Origin of the sequence: Isoptericola dokdonensis DS-3, assembly GCF_001636295.1 — a bacterium.
Classification (GTDB): Bacteria; Actinomycetota; Actinomycetes; order Actinomycetales; family Cellulomonadaceae; genus Isoptericola; species Isoptericola dokdonensis.
Genome location: NZ_CP014209.1, coordinates 2628858 through 2645083, shown reverse-complemented (window position 1 = coordinate 2645083; position 16226 = coordinate 2628858). Strand labels below are relative to the sequence as shown.

Here is a 16226-nt window from a genome sequence, read left to right as displayed (position 1 = left end):
GGCCTCATCCGTTCAGCACCGCCTCCATGACGGCCTTGGCGATCGGGGCCGCGACGCGGCCACCCGTCGCCGAGGAACCCAGTGCCCCGCCCTCCTCGACGACGACCGCGACGGCCACCTGCGGGTCGTCGGCCGGCGCGAACCCGGTGAACCACACGTGCGGAGGCGCGGAGTTGTCGCCGTGCTGCGCCGTACCGGTCTTGCCGGCGACCGTGACCCCGGAGATGGCGGCCTCCGTGCCGGATCCGTCCTCGACGACGCTGACCATCATGTCGGTGAGCTGGCGCGCGGTGTCCTCGGAGATCGCGTCGCCGAGGCTCGACGGCCGGGTCTCCTGCACGACCTCGAGCTCCGGGCTGCGCACCCGGTCGACCGAGAACGGCTCCATCAGCTCACCGCCGTTGGCGATCGCGGCCGACGTCATCGCGACCTGCAGCGGGGTGGCGAGCACGCTGCCCTGCCCGATGCCCGACAGCTCCACCTTGTCGGTGGACATGGCGTCCACGTCGGGGTCGTACTGGCTGGCCGACGTCTGGAACGGCACGGTGTAGGAGCTGCCGAAGCCGAACTTCTCGGCCTGCTCGTTCATGGCGTCCGCGCCGAGCTCGCCCGCGAGCTCCAGGTAGGCGGTGTTGCAGGAGATCCGCAGGGCGTCGGCCAGCGTCATCTCCCCCGAGGACGCGCACGACGTGCCGCCGAAGTTGCCGACCTGCGTCGACGTGCCCGTGAGGGTGTACGTCGACGGCGCCGGGATGACCGAGTCGGGCGTGTAGTCGCCGCTCTCGAGCGCGGCCGCCGTCGTGATGAGCTTGAAGGTCGACCCGGGCGGGTAGATGTCGTTGGTCGCGTTGCTGATGAGCGGGTCGTCGGGGTCGTTGAGCAGGTCGACGTACGCGTCGTTGGCGGCCCCGGTGTCGTGCGTGGCGAGGTCGTTCGGGTCGAACGTCGGCTTGGCGACCAGCGCGAGGATCCGTCCGGTCGAGGGCTCCAGCGCGACGACGGCGCCACGCTGGTCCCCGAGCGCGTCCCAGGCGGCCTGCTGCGCCTCCGCGTCGATGGTGAGCTCCACCGAGGACCCCTGGGCGTCCGAGCCGGTGAGGAGGTTCTGCAGGCGGTCCACCCACAGCGCGTCGGCGGTCCCGGCGAGGAAGTCGTTCTCGGCCCGCTCGATGCCGGACGTGCCGCTCACCAGCGAGTAGTAGCCGGTCAGCGGCGCGTACAGGCGACCCTGGGCGTACTCGCGCTGGTAGTTCCACTCGTCGTCCACCGCGACCGAGCTGGCGATGGCCTCGCCGCCCACGACGATCGGCCCGCGGTCGGTGCCGAACTGCTCGTAGAGGGCGCGTGCGTTGCGCGGGTCGGAGTTGAGGTCGTCGGCGCGGAAGAACTGGATCCACGTGGTGGAGACCAGCAGGGCCAGGAACATGACCATGACGATGGACGCGAGGCGTCGGGTCGTGGTGTTCACCGCTGCTCACCTCCCTGCGGGTGGTCCGGGTCGATCCTCTCGGTGGGTGCCGCCGGGGTGCCGGTGCTGTCGGCGTCCCGGTCGGCGATGCGGCGCCGTGGCAGCGGGCTGCCGGTGGCCGGCGTGCCGTCCGGGCCCTCGACGGCCTCGTCGTCGGGCCCGCCGACGAGGATCGGTTCCGGTTCCCGCATGCCGCCCGTGGACACCTGGCCGCGCACGGGCAGGTCGGAGGGACGGCGCGCGCTGTCGGAGATCCGCAGCAGCAGCGCCACCACGATCCAGTTGGCCAGCAGGGACGAGCCGCCCTGTGCCATGAACGGCAGCGTGAGGCCCGTGATCGGGATGATGCGCGTGATCCCGCCGACGACGACGAAGATCTGCAGTGCCATGACCGCCGCCAGACCGCCGGCCAGGAGCTTGCCGAAGCCGTCCCGCACCGACAGCGCCGCCTTGAAGCCGCGCTGCACGATGAGCAGATAGGTCAGGAGGATCGCCGCGAGCCCGGTCAGGCCGAGCTCCTCGCCGAGGGCCGCGTAGATGAAGTCGGAGAACGCGTAGGGGATCTGGAACGGGCGGCCCTCGCCCCAGCCGGTGCCGAACAGGCCCCCGTTCGCCATGGAGAACATCCCCTGGACGAGCTGGTACGACCCACCGGTCGCGGCCTCGTACTGGTCCGCGTCGAACGGGTGCAGCCAGGCGTCGACGCGCGCCCCGACGTGCGGGAAGAGCTGGGCGGCGGCGAGCGCGCCGGCGGCGAACATCGTCAGACCCAGCAGGATCCAGCTCGACCGGGCCGTCGCCTGGTAGAGCATCGCGACGAACAGGCCGAAGAACAGCAGCGAGGTGCCGAGGTCGCGCTGGAGCACGAGGACCATGAGGGACGCGGCCCACACCACGAGGATCGGGCCGAGGTCGCGCAGGCGCGGCAGGTGCAGGCCGAGGATCTTCGGTCCGGCGAGGGCCAGGGTGTCGCGGTTGACCACCAGGTAGCCCGCGAAGAACACGGCGAACGCGATCTTCGCGAACTCGGCGGGCTGGAGCGAGAAGCCGCCGACCGTGATCCAGATGCGCGCACCGTTGATCTCCGTGCCGAGACCGGGGATCAGCGGGAGCGCGACCAGGGCGAGGCCGACGAGCATCGCCGTGTACGTGTAGCGGCGCAGCCACCGGTGGTCGCGCAGCAGCCACAGCATCGCGAACGCGACCGCCGCGCCGATGAGGGACGCCTGGAGGTTGCCCGCGGCGTCCGCGGGTCCCATGTTCGCCGACCCGGAGATCTCCAGCCGCCAGATCATGGACAGGCCGATGCCGTTGAGCAGGACGACGGCGGGCAGGATCACCTGGTCGGCCCACGGTGCGCGGAACCGCAGCACGAGGTGCGCGACCAGGGCGATCGCGGCGAGCAGCAGGCTGTTGCGCCAGAACCCGTCGGGCAGCTCGCCCCGGATCGACAGCCCCACCATCGCGAACCCGCCCACACCGCCCGCGAGGGCGAGGACCAGCAGGAAGATCTCGGCGAGTCGCAGGGGTCGCCGCTGCCGCGGCGTCACCGTCGGGCTCTCGACGCTCACGCGGACGCCTCCTCGGCGTCGGGGGACGGGGAGGTGCGCGGCGACGGCGTGGTGCTGGGCGACGGGGCCACGCTCGGCGACGGGCTCACGCTCGGGGTCGGTGTCGGGCTGGGCGTCGGCAGGGCCTCGGCGATGAGCTGGTCGGCGCGCACCACCGCCTCGTCGAGCGACGAGGCGCGGATCGTGCCGTCGAGCCGTTCCGTCCAGTAGGCGGGCAGGTCGTCGACGGGCGTGCCCGTGAGCTCCACCGGCTGCGAGAGCGTGAGGGGGCCGGCCTCCTGCGGGATGCCGCGGTAGACGGCGACCTGGCCGTCCGCGATGCCCACGTAGTACTGGTCCTGGGTCCACCCGTACGCCCACCAGGCGGCGTAGCCGAGCCCGCCCAGCACGACCAGCCACACGAGCACCGTCAGCCAGGGCCGGCGGCGGGGGCGGGCGTCGTCGTCGGCCGGGTCCTCCTCGTCGTCCTCGTCGTCGTCCGACTCTGCGGCGGCGGGCTCCGGGGGGTCCTCCTGGTGGGCGAGGGCCGGGGAGGTGCCCTTCGCGGCGGCGCCGACGACCTGCGTCGTCGAGGCCGGCGGCGCCTCCTGCTCGGTGTCCACGACCTCGGCCACCACGACGGTGATGTTGTCGGTGCTGCCCGCGGTCATCGCGAGCGTCATGAGGAGGTCGGCGGCCTCCTCGACGGTCTCGGACTCCACCAGCACGTCGGCGAGCTGCTCGCCGCCGACGAACCCGGACAGGCCGTCCGAGCAGAGCAGCCAGCGGTCGCCCGCGCGGGCCTCGCGGATCGACATGTCGGGCGTGAGGTCGACGTCGAAGTCGCCGAGGACCCGCATGACGACGTTGCGCTGGGGGTGGGTCTCGGCCTCGTCCGGGGAGATCCGGCCGGTGTCCACCAGGTGCTGCACGAACGTGTGATCGACCGTGACCTGCGTCAGCGTGTCCTCACGCAGCAGGTAGGCGCGCGAGTCGCCCAGGTGCGCCATCGCGAGCGTGTTGCCCGAGCGCAGCAGCGCGGTCACGGTGGTGCCCATGCCCGCGAGGTCCGGGTCGACCTCGGAGGCGTGCACGAGGTCCTGGCGGGCCTGCTCGACGGTCCGCTCGAGGTCGGCCAGCGCCTGCTCGGGGCCGTGGTCGTCGGTGTCCAGCGGGGCGAGGGCCGCGACCGCCAGGGCGGAGGCGATGTCACCGCCCGCGTGGCCACCCATCCCGTCCGCGACGACGAGGAGGTTGGGGCCCGCGTAGGCGGAGTCCTGGTTGTCGTGACGCACCAGACCGACGTCGGACCGCGCCGCGTAGCGCAGGGCGAGGGGCATCCCGGATCAGCCCTGCAGCTCGACGACGGAACGGCCGATCTGCACGCCGACGCCCGGGGGCAGGTGCGTGGGTCCGCCGACCTTCTCGTCGCCCATGTAGGTGCCGTTCGTGGAGCCGAGGTCTTCCACGTACCAGTGGTCGCCCTGCGGGAAGATGCGGGCGTGCCGCGACGACGAGTAGTCGTCGTCGAGCACGAGGGTGCAGCTCGGGGCGCGACCGATGAGGATCGACGACGTCGACAGCGGGAGCGTGGTGCCGGTGAGCGGCCCGGCGGTCACGACCAGCCGGGTCGGGCCCGAGGCCCGGGCGGCGGTGCGCGGTGGGGAGGCCACCTGCTCCACGGGCCCGGAAGGCTCCTCGGCGGACTTGCGGCGTCCGCGGGGGTTGCGCAGGGCGAGGTCGCGGCGCAGCACGGCGACCGCGGAGAGCACGAACACCCACAGCAGCACGAGATAGCCCAGCCGCAGCAGGGTGATCGTCAGCTCGCTCATCCTCGGTCGATCACCAGTCCTCGGTCTGCCGGCCGGCCTGGGTGCCGGTCCAGAACATGATGCGGGTGCGGCCGATGGTCAGCGTGTTCCCGTCCAGGAGTGTCGCGGCCGGGACCTGGTGTCCCTCCACGAACAGGCCGTTCGTCGACCCGAGGTCCGTGGCGACCACGCCCTCCGGCGCGACCCGGATCTCCAGGTGGCGGCGGGAGACGCCGGGGTCGTCCACGACGATGTCAGCCTCCGCGTCGCGGCCGATCACCGTCACCGGGCCGGTCAGCAGGTAGCGCTGGCCGTCGATGTCGATCAGGGGGTGGCGGGTGCTCGGCGCCGGGTTCGTCGCGGGCGCCACGTTGCCGCGCACCGTCGCCGACCGGATCTGGAACCGGCCGCCCGTCAGCTCGTCGTGCCGCTCGAACGTCACGCTCACCGGGCCGACGAACGCGTAGTGCTGCGAGGCCGCGTACTCCGTCAGGTTGGTCGCGAGCTCGTCCGCGAGGGTCTCGGCGCCCCAGTTCTGCACCTGCTCGAAGTCCGGCGGCGACAGGTCGATGGTGAACTCGTTCGGGGCGACCGTGCGGTCGCGTCCGACGACGGCGGCACGGTCGTCGATCTCGCGCCGCAGCCGGCTCGCGAGCTCCACCGCTTTCACCTCGCCACCGCGACCGACCTTCGCGAACGCGTTGTTCATCAGTCGCTCCACGCTCTTCTCGAAGCGGTCCAGCGCGCCCATGCCACCTCCTCCCGTCACCCGCAACCGTTTGCGGGCAGACTATCCAGATCGTAGGCAGCGGCGCACCCACCCCGCCCACGAACCTGTGGATTTCGTGCGAATGCCTCGCGCAGACCCGCCCGCCGAGGTCACGGCCGGGTCACGGGGCGCAGGGCCCCCGGTCCTGTGACGCACGCCCCTGGACGGGCGGGCCGATCGGGTTGGGATCCCGCCCCCGCGCCGTGCTAATCTCCTTCAGCACGCGCGAGTGGCGGAATAGGCAGACGCGCACGGTTCAGGTCCGTGTGCCCGAAAGGGCGTGGGGGTTCAACTCCCCCCTCGCGCACGTGAAGAGAAGGTCCCGGTCAGGTTCTCCTGGCCGGGACCTTCTGCGTTCCGGGGCCCCGTAGGGCGTGGCCGGCGCGCGACGAGGTCGTCGACGCCGCGGTTCCTCGCGCATCGGCCGAGTCATCCGTGAGGAACCACGACGCGGCCGCTGCATGCCCGGGGCAGACGTTCATCGCGGCGGCATGCCGCGGACACCCGTCGGCCATGCCGACCCTCTTCGATCGGAGCGGACCTGCCGGGCGCGCGGTCACGGACCGCGGCCCGGGTGAGTCCTTCCGCGAGTGACGAGAGGGAGACGATGACGAACCCCAAGAGCCGGTGGGGCCGCCGTGCCGCCGTCGGCATGACGCTGACGGGTCTGGTGGCCGGCGCTCTGGCGGCGCCCGCCGCAGCGGCGCCGGACGTGCCCGAGGCGCCGGTGGTCGACGCGAGCACCACGTGGCGCTACCTCGACGACGGGGCCGACCCGGCCCAGGGCGACCCCGACCTGCGGGTGTGGACGACGACCGGCTTCGACGACTCGGCGTGGAAGGCGGCGACGGGAAGCTTCGGCGCGAAGCGCGGCAAGCTCGACCCGGTCGGTCCGCGCCAGCCGCGGACGCTGCTCAACCAGTACCTCGACGGCTCGGCGGCGCCGAACGTGCCGACCTTCTTCTTCCGCACGGACTTCACCCTCGACGCGGGGGTCGCCGACCAGGTGGCGGACGTCGTCGGCGACCTCGTCTACGACGACGGGGCCGTGGTGTGGATCAACGGCGAGCGGGTGGCCGGCTTCCACGCGGACCGCGTCACGGACGACACGAACCTGCAGTACGCGGGGTCGGGCCTGGACGCCCCGACGGCGGCGAGCTTCACGGCGGACGGCGACGTGCTCGTCGACGGCGTGAACACGGTCGCGGTGGCGTTGTACCAGGACCGTTCGACGTCGAGCGACATCTACCTGGACGTCCCGTCGATCCGGCTGGTGGAGGAGCTCGCTCCCGGCGTCGTCGACCCGACCCCGCCGTCGCGCGTGATCCTCACGCCCACGGAGACGCCGGAGACCAGCCAGTCGTTCTCGTGGCTGGCCGGGCACACGTCGCAGACGACGGGCCAGGTGCAGATCCGCCCGGCGGCGGGCGGCGACGTCCGCACGGTCGACGCGTACGCGGCGGGCGCCGTCAACGGCAACCCGTTGCAGCACTACTCGACGACGGTCGACGGGCTGAGCGCGGCGACGGCGTACACATACCGGGTCGGCACCGTGGGCGCGTGGAGCCCGTGGCACGAGTTCACGACCGCCGACCCGTCGGACACCGACTTCCAGTTCGTCTACTACGGCGACGCGCAGATCGGGCTCGACTCGACCTGGCCGAAGGTCGTGGAGATGGCGGAGGCGTCCGCGCCGGACTCCATCGGGTCGGTGCACGCGGGCGACCTCATCGACACCGGCGGCAACGAGACGCAGTGGGTGAGCTGGTTCACGGGCATGGAGACGTCGGCGGCCACGACGAACGTCATGGCGGCGCCCGGCAACCACGAGTACTCGGGCGACAAGCTCCTCACCGCGTGGAAGGCGAACTTCGAGTACCCGCACAACAACCCGACGACCGACACGATCGGTGACCTCGCGGACCTCGCCGTCGGCGACACCGACGTGGCGAAGCAGTATGCCGCGTACTTCGAGCACTGGTCGCAGTTCGCCGCCGAGACGGTGTACTTCACCGACTACCAGGGCGTCCGGTTCATCACCATCAACGCGACCCGCGACACCACGTTCCTCACGCCGGACAGCCTCCCGGCGTGCACCGGCACGGACTGCCCGTCCGGCAAGGTCTCCGCCCTGTGGACGCAGTTTCAGGCGGAGTGGCTCGACCACGTGCTGACGCAGACCCCGTCGAAGTGGAACGTCGTGACGTTCCACCAGCCGGTCTACTCGACGTCGGCCGGGCGCAACGAGCCGATCCTGCGCGAGCACTGGGTGCCGGTGTTCCAGGAGCACGACATCGACCTCGTCATGATGGGTCACGACCACACCTACGCCCGCGGCTACAACGACGAGGACGTCACCGACACGCCGGGCGTGACCGACGGCCCGGTGTACATCGTCTCGAACTCGGGCGCGAAGCACTACGCGCTCGAGACCGACGAGAGGAACGTCTGGACGAACAACGGCGCCACCCAGGTGCTGCGCGGTGCGGGCGTCACGACCTACCAGGTGATCGACGTGACCGGCGACTCGCTGCACTACCGCTCCTACCTCGCGGAGAAGACCGCCTCGGCCACCACGGACCTGCCGGTCGGTGCGGTGTACGACGAGTTCACGGTGACGAAGTCCGACGACGGCGAGAAGTGGGTCACGGAGGCCGGCGTGGAGCCGCCCGTCACCGAGCCCGACACGACGCGCCCCGAGGTGACCCTCGTGGCGCCGACGTCGCCCGGCCCGGTGCGCGAGCTGGCGGTCCAGGTCGACGCGACCGACGACCGCGGCCTGGCGAAGGTCGTCGCGAACGTCTACTCGGGCGGCAAGCTCGTCAAGAGCACGCAGTCGGCCGTGGCCGACGGCGCGAAGGTCGCCACCCACACGGCGACCGTCGCGCTCCCCTCGGGCGCGTACACCGTGCGGTACAACGCGCACGATCTCGCCGGGAACGTGTCCCGGACCAGCACCTTCGACGTGACCGTCGACGCGACCGCGCCGACGGCGACCGTCAAGGAGGGCGCGTCGTTCACCACCCGCACCGGGGACGTGTACGGCCAGGTCAGCTTCAAGCTGCACGACGCCGGCAAGGTCGACAAGGTCGTGCTGAACGGCGTGCCGAAGGACCTGTCGGACAACGCGTGGTCGGACGTCAACTTCGTCCGGCCGGGCGTCTTCGGCGCGAAGGCGGGCGCCAACACGCTCGTCGTCCACGACGTCGCCGGCAACACCCGCACCTACGAGTTCACGCTCGGGTGACCCTCGGCCGTGCCCCGTCGTCGAGGCGGCGGGGCACGGCCGCTCCCCCGTCCGGCGAGGTCGGCCCGCGGGGACACGACGGGCCCGCCGGGATCTCCCGGCGGGCCCGTGCGCGTGCTCCGTGGCTCAGTTGCTGATCCTCGTCCACCGGCAGCCGAACGTCTCGAAGCCCGCGTCGGAGCTGCGGATCCTCACGGTGTCACCGGCGCGGGCCGCGCCGCGGGCGATGACGTTCTTGCTGCCCTTCGGTGCGGTGTAGCCCGTGAACGACCGCAGGCGGCTCCAGTTGCACTGGTTGTCGGCGTACGCCGGCCCGGACGTCTCGTAGAGGCCCGGCCGGAGCTGGGAGCCGACCTGCAGGACGCTGTCCGTCGGTGTCCGGCTCTTCAGTCCGCCGACCGGATAGAACTTGTACCAGGCGCCGCACCCGGATGTACGGAAGTACTCGTCGGAGGCCTTGATGGTGACGATCCGGTGCCCGTAGCCGTAGTCGTTGGCGATCTCGCCCCGCCGGTTGTTCTTCGCGTCGGCGCGCCGGGACCAGGTGCACCAGGTGTCGCCGTAGGCGTAGGCCACGTAGGTCCCGGGCTTGATGTCCCGCCCGACCTTGAAGGTGCCGGCGCGGGTGAGCGCCGGCTTCGGCAGCTGCACCCGTGCGGTCTTCGCGCTGGTGCGCGCCGTGGTGATGCTCGCCTTGCGGTGGCCCGTGACGGTGACGGTGATCCGCTTGTTCAGGTCGGCCGCGCGGAGCCGGTACGTCTTGCCCGTCGCGCCGGCGATCGGCTTGCCGTTGGCCTTCCACCGGTAGCTGAGGGACGCAGGGTTCGGCTTCCAGGTCCCGCGCACGACGCGCAGCGTGGAGCCGAGGCGGACGTTCCCGGTGATCCTGGGCTTCGTCGTGCGGGAGAACGGCTTCGCGACGACGACGGCGCTGCTGGACGCCGCCTTGGCTGTGTACCCGGAGCGGTACCCGGTGACGGTGACCGTGATCTTCTTGCCGGTCTGCCCGGCCTTCGGCGTGTAGGTCGAGCGGGTGGCGCCGGAGATCGCACGGCCGTCGGCCTTCCAGCGGTAGCGGACCGAGGTCGGGTCCGGGGTCCAGGCGCCGGTGCGCGGCTTGGCGGTGAGCTTCTTGCCGACCTTGGCCTTGCCGCCGACGAGGCCGGAGAGGGTGGGCCTGGCGGTCTTCAGGACGCCGGCGGCGACGGTCCGTGCGGCGCTGGTCCGTGTGACCGCCGCGGCGCCGGAGCGGGTGCCGGTCACCCTGACGGTGAGCCGGTCGCCGCGCTGCGCGGCCGGGATCGTGAGGGTGCGGGAGTCGGCGCCCGGGGCGGCACGACCGTCGGCGTACCAGCGGTAGGCGAGGCGCGTCCCCGTCGGCCAGGTGCCGGCCTGCGCCGTGACCTTCGCCCCGACCCGCACGGTGCCCGCGATGCGGGGCGTGGGCCACGCGGGTGCGGCGGCGACGGTGACGGGCGAGGTCCGGGCGGAGGCGGCGGTGTGGCCGGCGAGCCTGCCGTCGACCTGCAGGACGAGCGACCGGCCGGCGTGCTCGGCCTTCAGGGTGAGGGTTCGTGCGGTGGACACGGCGACGCCGCCGACGAGCCAGGTGGTGGTCAGCGCGGTCCCGCCGGCCCAGGTGCCCGGCACCGCGGTCACCGTCGACCCGACCTCGGTGCGGCCCGTGATCCGCGGCGTCGGGGCGGTGAGGGTCGCGGGTGCGACGGTGCCGACGGGCACCCGCACCGTCGCCGACGACGGCGGGTCGCCGGGCAGCGTGCCGGTGACGTCCACGGCCAGCTCGGCCTCCGCGAGGTCGGCCCCCGGGGTGAAGGTCGCGGCCGTCGCACCGTCGATCGGTACGTCGTCGGCGACCCACTGGTACGTGAACACCAGGCCCGCGGACGGCTGCCAGACGGTGGCGTCCTCGGCGACCTCGAGGCTGCCCCCGACCGCGGCGGTCCCGTCGACCCCGAGCTCGGCCGGGTCCGGCGCGACGACCGGCGCGACGACCGGCGTCGTGGGCGCCGAGACGCTGGGGGTCGGGTCCGGGACGGGCTCGTCGGCGGACGCCGGCACGGCGCCGAGGGTGGGGCCGACGAGCAGGGCGAGAGCGGTGGTGGCGGTGAGGAGCGCACGGGACCGGCGGCGCCGTCCGGCGGGGAGAGGTGAGGCGGGCAACGTCGTCCCTTCGAGAGCGCGCCGACCCGAGCGTCGTCGCGCGCCGAACGTAGCGCCCGCACCCACCGCGCTCCAGGGGCGGCCCGCGAGACTTTCGTCACGATCCCGACATTTCACCCGGCGTTGGCCGGGAGGACCGCAGGACGCTACCGCTGCGCCACGCGCCGTCGCCCGAGGAGGAGCCCGGCACCCGTCAGGAGCAGCAGCCCGGCGACGGCGAGGACGACCGCCACGTCGGAGCCGGTCGTCGCGAGCTCCGGCATCCCGCCGGGACCTGGTGCGCCCGGTGCGCCCGGAGGGCCGGGGCTGCCGCCGGCAGGCACGGCGGTCGGGTCCGCGGTCGCGTCGACGGTGGGCTCGGGGCTACCGGGCGGGCCGGTCGAGGGGGACGGCTCGGGACTGCTCGACGGGGCCGGGCTGCTCGACGGCTCGGCGGACGGCGACGGCTCGGGGCTCGGCTCCGCGACGTCGGCCGTGAGCGTGAAGTCCTGGTCGAGCACGTTCTCCCCGGCCGCGGTGAGGGTGACCGCGCGGTCGGCGTCCGGCGTGGTGTACCCGGCGGGGACGGTGAGGGTGGCGATGTGCTCGCCGGGCGGGAGGCCGTCCACGAGGTAGGTGCCCGCGTCGTCGGTCACGACCGTGACGTCGCCGTCCGGACCGCTCACCGTGACGCTCGCCCCGGCGACCGGTGCCCCGGTGTCGTCCAGCACCGCACCGCCGATCGCGCCGGGACGCGCCAGGGCGAAGTCCACCCCGGTGACGTCGTCGGCCCCGATCTCGACCGCCTGCTCGACGGGTCCGTCCGCGGTGTACCCGAAGGGCACCTCGATGCGGACGGTCCATTCACCGGCCGCGACCGCGTCGAACGTGTACGTGCCGTCGGCCGCCGTCGGCACGGTCGCGACGACGGCGCCGCCGGTGTCGACGAGCTCGACGACGGCGCCCGGCACGGGGGCGTCCCCGGCGAGCACCGACCCGGCCACGGTGGCGGGGGCGCGCACGACGGCGTCCTGCCCGCCGATCGGTTCCTCCGTCCCGGCCGGCACGTCGATCGGGTCCGGCACCGAGACCACGGTGTACCCGTCCGGGGGCAGCACCGTGAAGGTGTGCTCCCCCACGGGGACGTCGTCGACGACGTACTCGCCGAGAGAATTCGTCGTCGCGGACCGTTCGACGCCGTCGGTGCCGGTGAGCACGACCGTCGCGCCGGGGACGGGCTCGCCGTCCGGGGTCGTGACGGTGCCGCTCACGGGCACGGGGACGATCTCGCGTGCCGCGAGGTCGACGTCGGTCGCGTCGGTCGTGGTCAGGTCCACCCCGGTCGCCGTGCGGTCGCCGAACGGCACGAGGCCGGCGGGGAAGTCCCCGCCCGTCGGCAGCGTCGTCAGCTCGACGGCGTACCCGGGCGCCGCCGTGAACCCGGCGAACGTGTAGGAACCGTCCGCACCGGAGGTCGTGGTGGCGAGGGCGGTGCCGTCCGGGCCGAGGAGGGTGAGGGTCGCCCCCGGCACGACGCCCGCCGCGGTGCCGTCCTGCTCGACGAGGTCCACCGTGCCGGTGATGTCGCGGGCGAGGGACGCGAACCACGTCTGGTAGACGGGGAAGCCGCTGCGCTGGAAGAAGAACACGGTCAGGCTGGTGATCGGGACGCTCGGCCGGAACCAGCCGGCCGCCCCCGAGGTGTCGACCCCGGCGGCGTTCCCGATCAACTCGCCGGTGACGGGGTCCCAGGTGGCGACGTCGGTCTCCACGCCCGGGCAGGACGGCGTCCCCGTCCCCACGCAGTAGTTGAACCCGCCCTGCCACCCGAGCTCGGCCCCGGTGAGGAGCCCGCCGTCCGTGCCGCGGGCGATGACGACCGCCCGGTCCGCGTCGATGTCGCCCAGCACGAACGCCCACCCGCCCGCCGGCGTGGGGCGGTCGAAGGTGTACGTGGTGGTGGACGGCGCCGACGGGCTGTCGGCGCGGGGGCGCAGGTTGAGGTACGGCTCGCCCTGGCTGGACCCGAACACCGTCCCGGGCGGCGTCGACGACCCGAGCCACGCGCTGGTCCCGGACTGCACCCCGACCTGGCCGCCGCGCGAGTCCGACGTCACGGTCGCGCCCGGGAAGCCGCCGGCCGGGAGCTGCATCCGCGTCGTCCATTGCCCGGCGCTCCCGCCCAGGGGCTCCCACGTCGCCCACCCCGCCGTCGTCACGGCACCCGCGGTCGACCCGGGGAGCAGGGTGGCGAGGAGGGCGAGCAGCACGACGCCGACCGCGGCGACGCCCCCGGTCCGGTGCCGACGTGGCCTGGTCGCAGCGTGCATCGGGCGCCCGGGCGTCGTCTCCACGCGTCGACAGTACGAGACACGGCGACGAACCGCGCGGGGAGGCGATGTCACGTTCCGCGCCGCTGCCCCGTCCACCGGGCATGAGCGAGAACCAGCAGGAGAAGATGGGGCGCATGCGGATGGCGGTCGCCGGGGCGACGGGCACGGCCGGGCACCACGTCGTGGAGGTGGCGCGCGAGCGCGGCCACGACGTCGTGCCGCTGACCCGGTCGACGGGCGTCGACCTCACCACCGGCGCCGGGCTGGCCGAGCGGCTCGCCGACGTCGACGTCGTGATCGACGTGGCGAACGCGAACGTGCAGCAGCAGGAGGCGGCGGAGGAGTTCTTCGGGTCCGTCACCCGGACGCTGCTCGCGGCCGAACGCTCGGCGGGCGTCGGGCACCACGTGGCCCTGTCCATCATCGGGATCGACGACGTGCCGTGGGGCTACTACCAGGGCAAGCGCCTCCAGGAGCGGCTGATCGTCGAGGGCGACCGGCCGTGGAGCCTGCTCCGCGCGGCGCAGTTCCACGAGTTCGCCGAGCTGGCCCTCGGCTACGTGAGGATCGGGCCGGTCTCCGTCGTGCCGCGGATGACGTCGCAGCCGGTCGCCGCCCGGGAGGTCGCCGAGGCCCTGGTGGCGCTCGCGGAGCAGGGCCCGTCGGGCCGTGTGCCCGACCTCGCCGGCCCTGAGGTGCTGCCGATGCACGAGCTGGCGCGCCAGGTGTCCCGCGCGCGCGGGCTCGGCCGCCGGGTGCTCCCGGTCCCCCTGCCCGGTGCGGCCGGCCGGGGCATGCGGGACGGCTCCCTCACCGCGCAGGGCGACCCGGCCGCACGCCTCGGCCGCCTCACGTTCGACCGGTGGCTGGCGGCGGGCGCGGGTGGACGCTGAGGCGCTCGCCGCGCAGTTCGAGGAGCACCGGCCGCGGCTGGTGCGGGTCGCGTACGCGATCCTCGGCAGCCGCGCCGAGGCGGAGGACGTCGTCGCGGACACCTGGTTGCGGCTCGTCGCGGCCGACGACCGTGATCCCGTGCGCGACGTCCTCGGCTGGTCCACGGTGGCGGTGTCACGGGCCGCGATCGACGTGCTCCGCTCGGCCCGCGTGCGCCGCGAGGCGTACGTGGGTCCGTGGCTGCCGGAGCCCGACGTCCAGGAGCCGGACCCCGCCGACCGCGTCACCCTCGCCGACACCGTCCGGTACGCCCTGCTCGTCGTCCTCGAGCAGCTCTCCCCCGCCGAGCGCACCGCCTGGGTGCTGCACGACCTGTTCGGGATGCCGTTCGACGACGTCGCCCGCGCCGTCGGCCGCTCGCCCGCCGCCGTGCGTCAGCTCGCCAGCCGTGCCCGCCGGCACGTCGCGGACGGCACCCCCCGGGTCGAGGTCGACCAGGACACCCACGAGCGCGTCGTCACGGCCTTCGTGGCCGCGGCGGGCGGCGGCGACGTCGCCGGCCTGGTGTCCCTGCTCGACCCGGACGTGGTGCTCACCAGCGACGGCGGTGGCGTCGTCAGCGCCGCACGCCGCCCGGTGCGCGGACCCGACCACGTCGCCCGGTTCATGGTGGGCATCGTCCGCAAGGTCCCCGACGCCGCCCTCGTGCCGGCGCTCGTCAACGGGCGGCCGGGCCTGGTGGGCGTCGTCGACGGCCGCCGCCTGGTCGTCGTGTCCGTCACCGTCGACGACGGCCTGGTGACCCGGGTCGACATCGTCCTGGCCCCGGACAAGCTGGGCACCTGAGGAGCCGGGCCGCGGCACGGGCGCGGAACTGTACCGAAGTACAGGTGGCGTGCCGCGGAACGTTCCTACCGTCGGGGGTGTCCTGGCACACGACGACGTCGAGGAGCGACATGCAGGGTCTCCAGCTCACCAGCACGTACCTTCCTGACGACGACCACCCGGCGTTGTACGACGTGCGGCGCGGGCCTGTGCACGGTGAGGTGGCCGGCCGGACCGGTCCCGGCGTGTCGGTGGCCGCGCCGCTCGCGGTGGTGGACGACCGGTCCGCCGTCACCGCGCTGGCCCTGGCGTGGCCCGCCGACGACACCCCCGACCGCGCGGGCGCCACGACGGTGGAGCAGGCGCGGCGGGCCGCGATCTCCCGGGAGGTGCTCGAGCACGGGCCGGACGTCGTCGACCTCGTCTGGTCGCCCGGCACCGGCGCCGACCTCCTGACGTTCGTGCTGCCGCACGGCCGGGCCGTGGAGGCCGCGCCCGGGCTCGTCGACGTCGTCCGCTCGCGGCTCGAGCACCCGGACCCCGTGGTCGCCGTCGTCGGGCCGGCCGAGGTCGTGGCGGGTACCGCGGAGCTGACCACGCGGCGGCTGCGGCCCGCGGCGTCGCCCGTGCTGAGCATGATGCGGCAGAGCCGGGTGCAGGGGTTCGACCAGGTCTGCGTCACGGGGGCCGACCCCGCCGCCGAGGTCGGGCACGCAGCCACCCTGGTGGCGCTGTGCCGCGCGGCCGCCGGGCCCGGGAGCCTGGTCCCGCAGGCGTTGGCGGACGCCGGGGTGCGTGCGTCGGTGCAGCCGGTCCGTGGCCTGCGCGAGGGTGAACCGGTCGTGACCTGGCACGTCGTGTGCCGCGCCGGGGACAGCATGCTGGCGCTGGAGACCCTGGCGGCCACGCTCCTGGACCCGCGGCTGACCGCGGACCCGCGGGCGATCGACGCGACCCGGGAGCTCGCCCGCGAGAGCCTGCACCGGGTCCGTCGTTCATCGCAGGTCCTGGCCGCCGCGCTCGCCGAGCACGCGGTGATGGGCTGGGGAGGGCACCTGCTCCTGGCCCCGGACGCCGCGCTGGACGACGTCGAGCCCGCCGACGTCGCGGAGGCGACGGCCGCGCTGGTCCGCCCCGTCGCGGACGCCCTGGGCTGGGAGGGCTGACCC

At 73.7% G+C, this 16226-nt stretch carries 11 protein-coding genes and 1 tRNA gene; 5 read left to right on the top strand and 7 right to left on the bottom strand.

Features of this window, described 5'->3' with window-relative positions; genetic code table 11:
* Window positions 1-4: 4 nt before the first annotated feature.
* From I598_RS12335 to I598_RS12315, 5 genes are read right to left on the bottom strand one after another with little or no spacing between them, the layout of a single operon-like run.
* Window positions 5-1468, bottom strand: a complete 1464-nt coding sequence (locus tag I598_RS12335) for a peptidoglycan D,D-transpeptidase FtsI family protein (RefSeq protein WP_068203215.1) — start codon at window positions 1466-1468, stop codon at window positions 5-7.
* On the bottom strand, window positions 1465-3039 hold the full coding sequence (locus tag I598_RS12330) for an FtsW/RodA/SpoVE family cell cycle protein (protein ID WP_068203214.1): 1575 nt from the start codon (window positions 3037-3039) through the stop codon (window positions 1465-1467). The genes I598_RS12335 and I598_RS12330 overlap by 4 nt, the downstream gene beginning before the upstream one ends.
* Window positions 3036-4358 carry a PP2C family protein-serine/threonine phosphatase gene (locus I598_RS12325; protein WP_068203213.1) on the bottom strand — a complete coding sequence of 441 codons (1323 nt, stop codon included), beginning with the start codon at window positions 4356-4358 and terminating at the stop codon, window positions 3036-3038. The genes I598_RS12330 and I598_RS12325 overlap by 4 nt, the downstream gene beginning before the upstream one ends.
* 6 nt (window positions 4359-4364) lie before the next feature.
* Window positions 4365-4850, bottom strand: coding sequence for an FHA domain-containing protein FhaB/FipA (locus I598_RS12320; protein WP_068203212.1), 486 nt, complete (start codon window positions 4848-4850; stop codon window positions 4365-4367).
* 10 nt (window positions 4851-4860) lie between these two features.
* A complete protein-coding gene (locus tag I598_RS12315) occupies window positions 4861-5580 on the bottom strand; it encodes an FhaA domain-containing protein (protein WP_068203211.1) in 720 nt (239 codons plus the stop codon).
* 241 nt (window positions 5581-5821) lie between these two features.
* On the opposite strand from I598_RS12315, the gene I598_RS12310 reads away from it, so the two are divergent.
* Both I598_RS12310 and I598_RS12305 read left to right on the top strand, forming a co-directional pair.
* Window positions 5822-5905, top strand: a tRNA-Leu gene (locus I598_RS12310).
* 300 nt (window positions 5906-6205) lie between these two features.
* Window positions 6206-8845: a fibronectin type III domain-containing protein gene (locus tag I598_RS12305; RefSeq protein WP_068203210.1), complete on the top strand. Its 2640-nt coding sequence runs from the start codon at window positions 6206-6208 to the stop codon at window positions 8843-8845.
* 126 nt (window positions 8846-8971) lie between these two features.
* On the opposite strand, the gene I598_RS18265 is transcribed toward I598_RS12305, so the two are convergent.
* Both I598_RS18265 and I598_RS12295 read right to left on the bottom strand, forming a co-directional pair.
* The gene (locus I598_RS18265; RefSeq protein WP_068203209.1) at window positions 8972-11026 is read right to left on the bottom strand and encodes a hypothetical protein; all 2055 of its coding nucleotides are present in this window, start codon (window positions 11024-11026) and stop codon (window positions 8972-8974) included.
* Window positions 11027-11172: 146 nt separating this feature from the next.
* Window positions 11173-13359, bottom strand: coding sequence for an MSCRAMM family protein (locus I598_RS12295; protein WP_068203208.1), 2187 nt, complete (start codon window positions 13357-13359; stop codon window positions 11173-11175).
* 80 nt (window positions 13360-13439) lie between these two features.
* On the opposite strand from I598_RS12295, the gene I598_RS12290 reads away from it, so the two are divergent.
* The 3 genes from I598_RS12290 (at window position 13440) to I598_RS12280 (ending at window position 16223) form a co-directional block, all read left to right on the top strand.
* On the top strand, window positions 13440-14231 hold the full coding sequence (locus I598_RS12290; protein ID WP_232314148.1) for an SDR family oxidoreductase: 792 nt from the start codon (window positions 13440-13442) through the stop codon (window positions 14229-14231).
* Window positions 14221-15078 carry an RNA polymerase sigma factor SigJ gene (gene sigJ / locus I598_RS12285; protein ID WP_068203207.1) on the top strand — a complete coding sequence of 286 codons (858 nt, stop codon included), beginning with the start codon at window positions 14221-14223 and terminating at the stop codon, window positions 15076-15078. Before I598_RS12290 ends, sigJ begins: the two co-directional genes overlap by 11 nt.
* A gap of 110 nt (window positions 15079-15188) precedes the next feature.
* Window positions 15189-16223, top strand: a complete 1035-nt coding sequence (locus I598_RS12280; protein WP_068203206.1) for a hypothetical protein — start codon at window positions 15189-15191, stop codon at window positions 16221-16223.
* The last annotated feature ends 3 nt before the right edge of the window (window positions 16224-16226 follow it).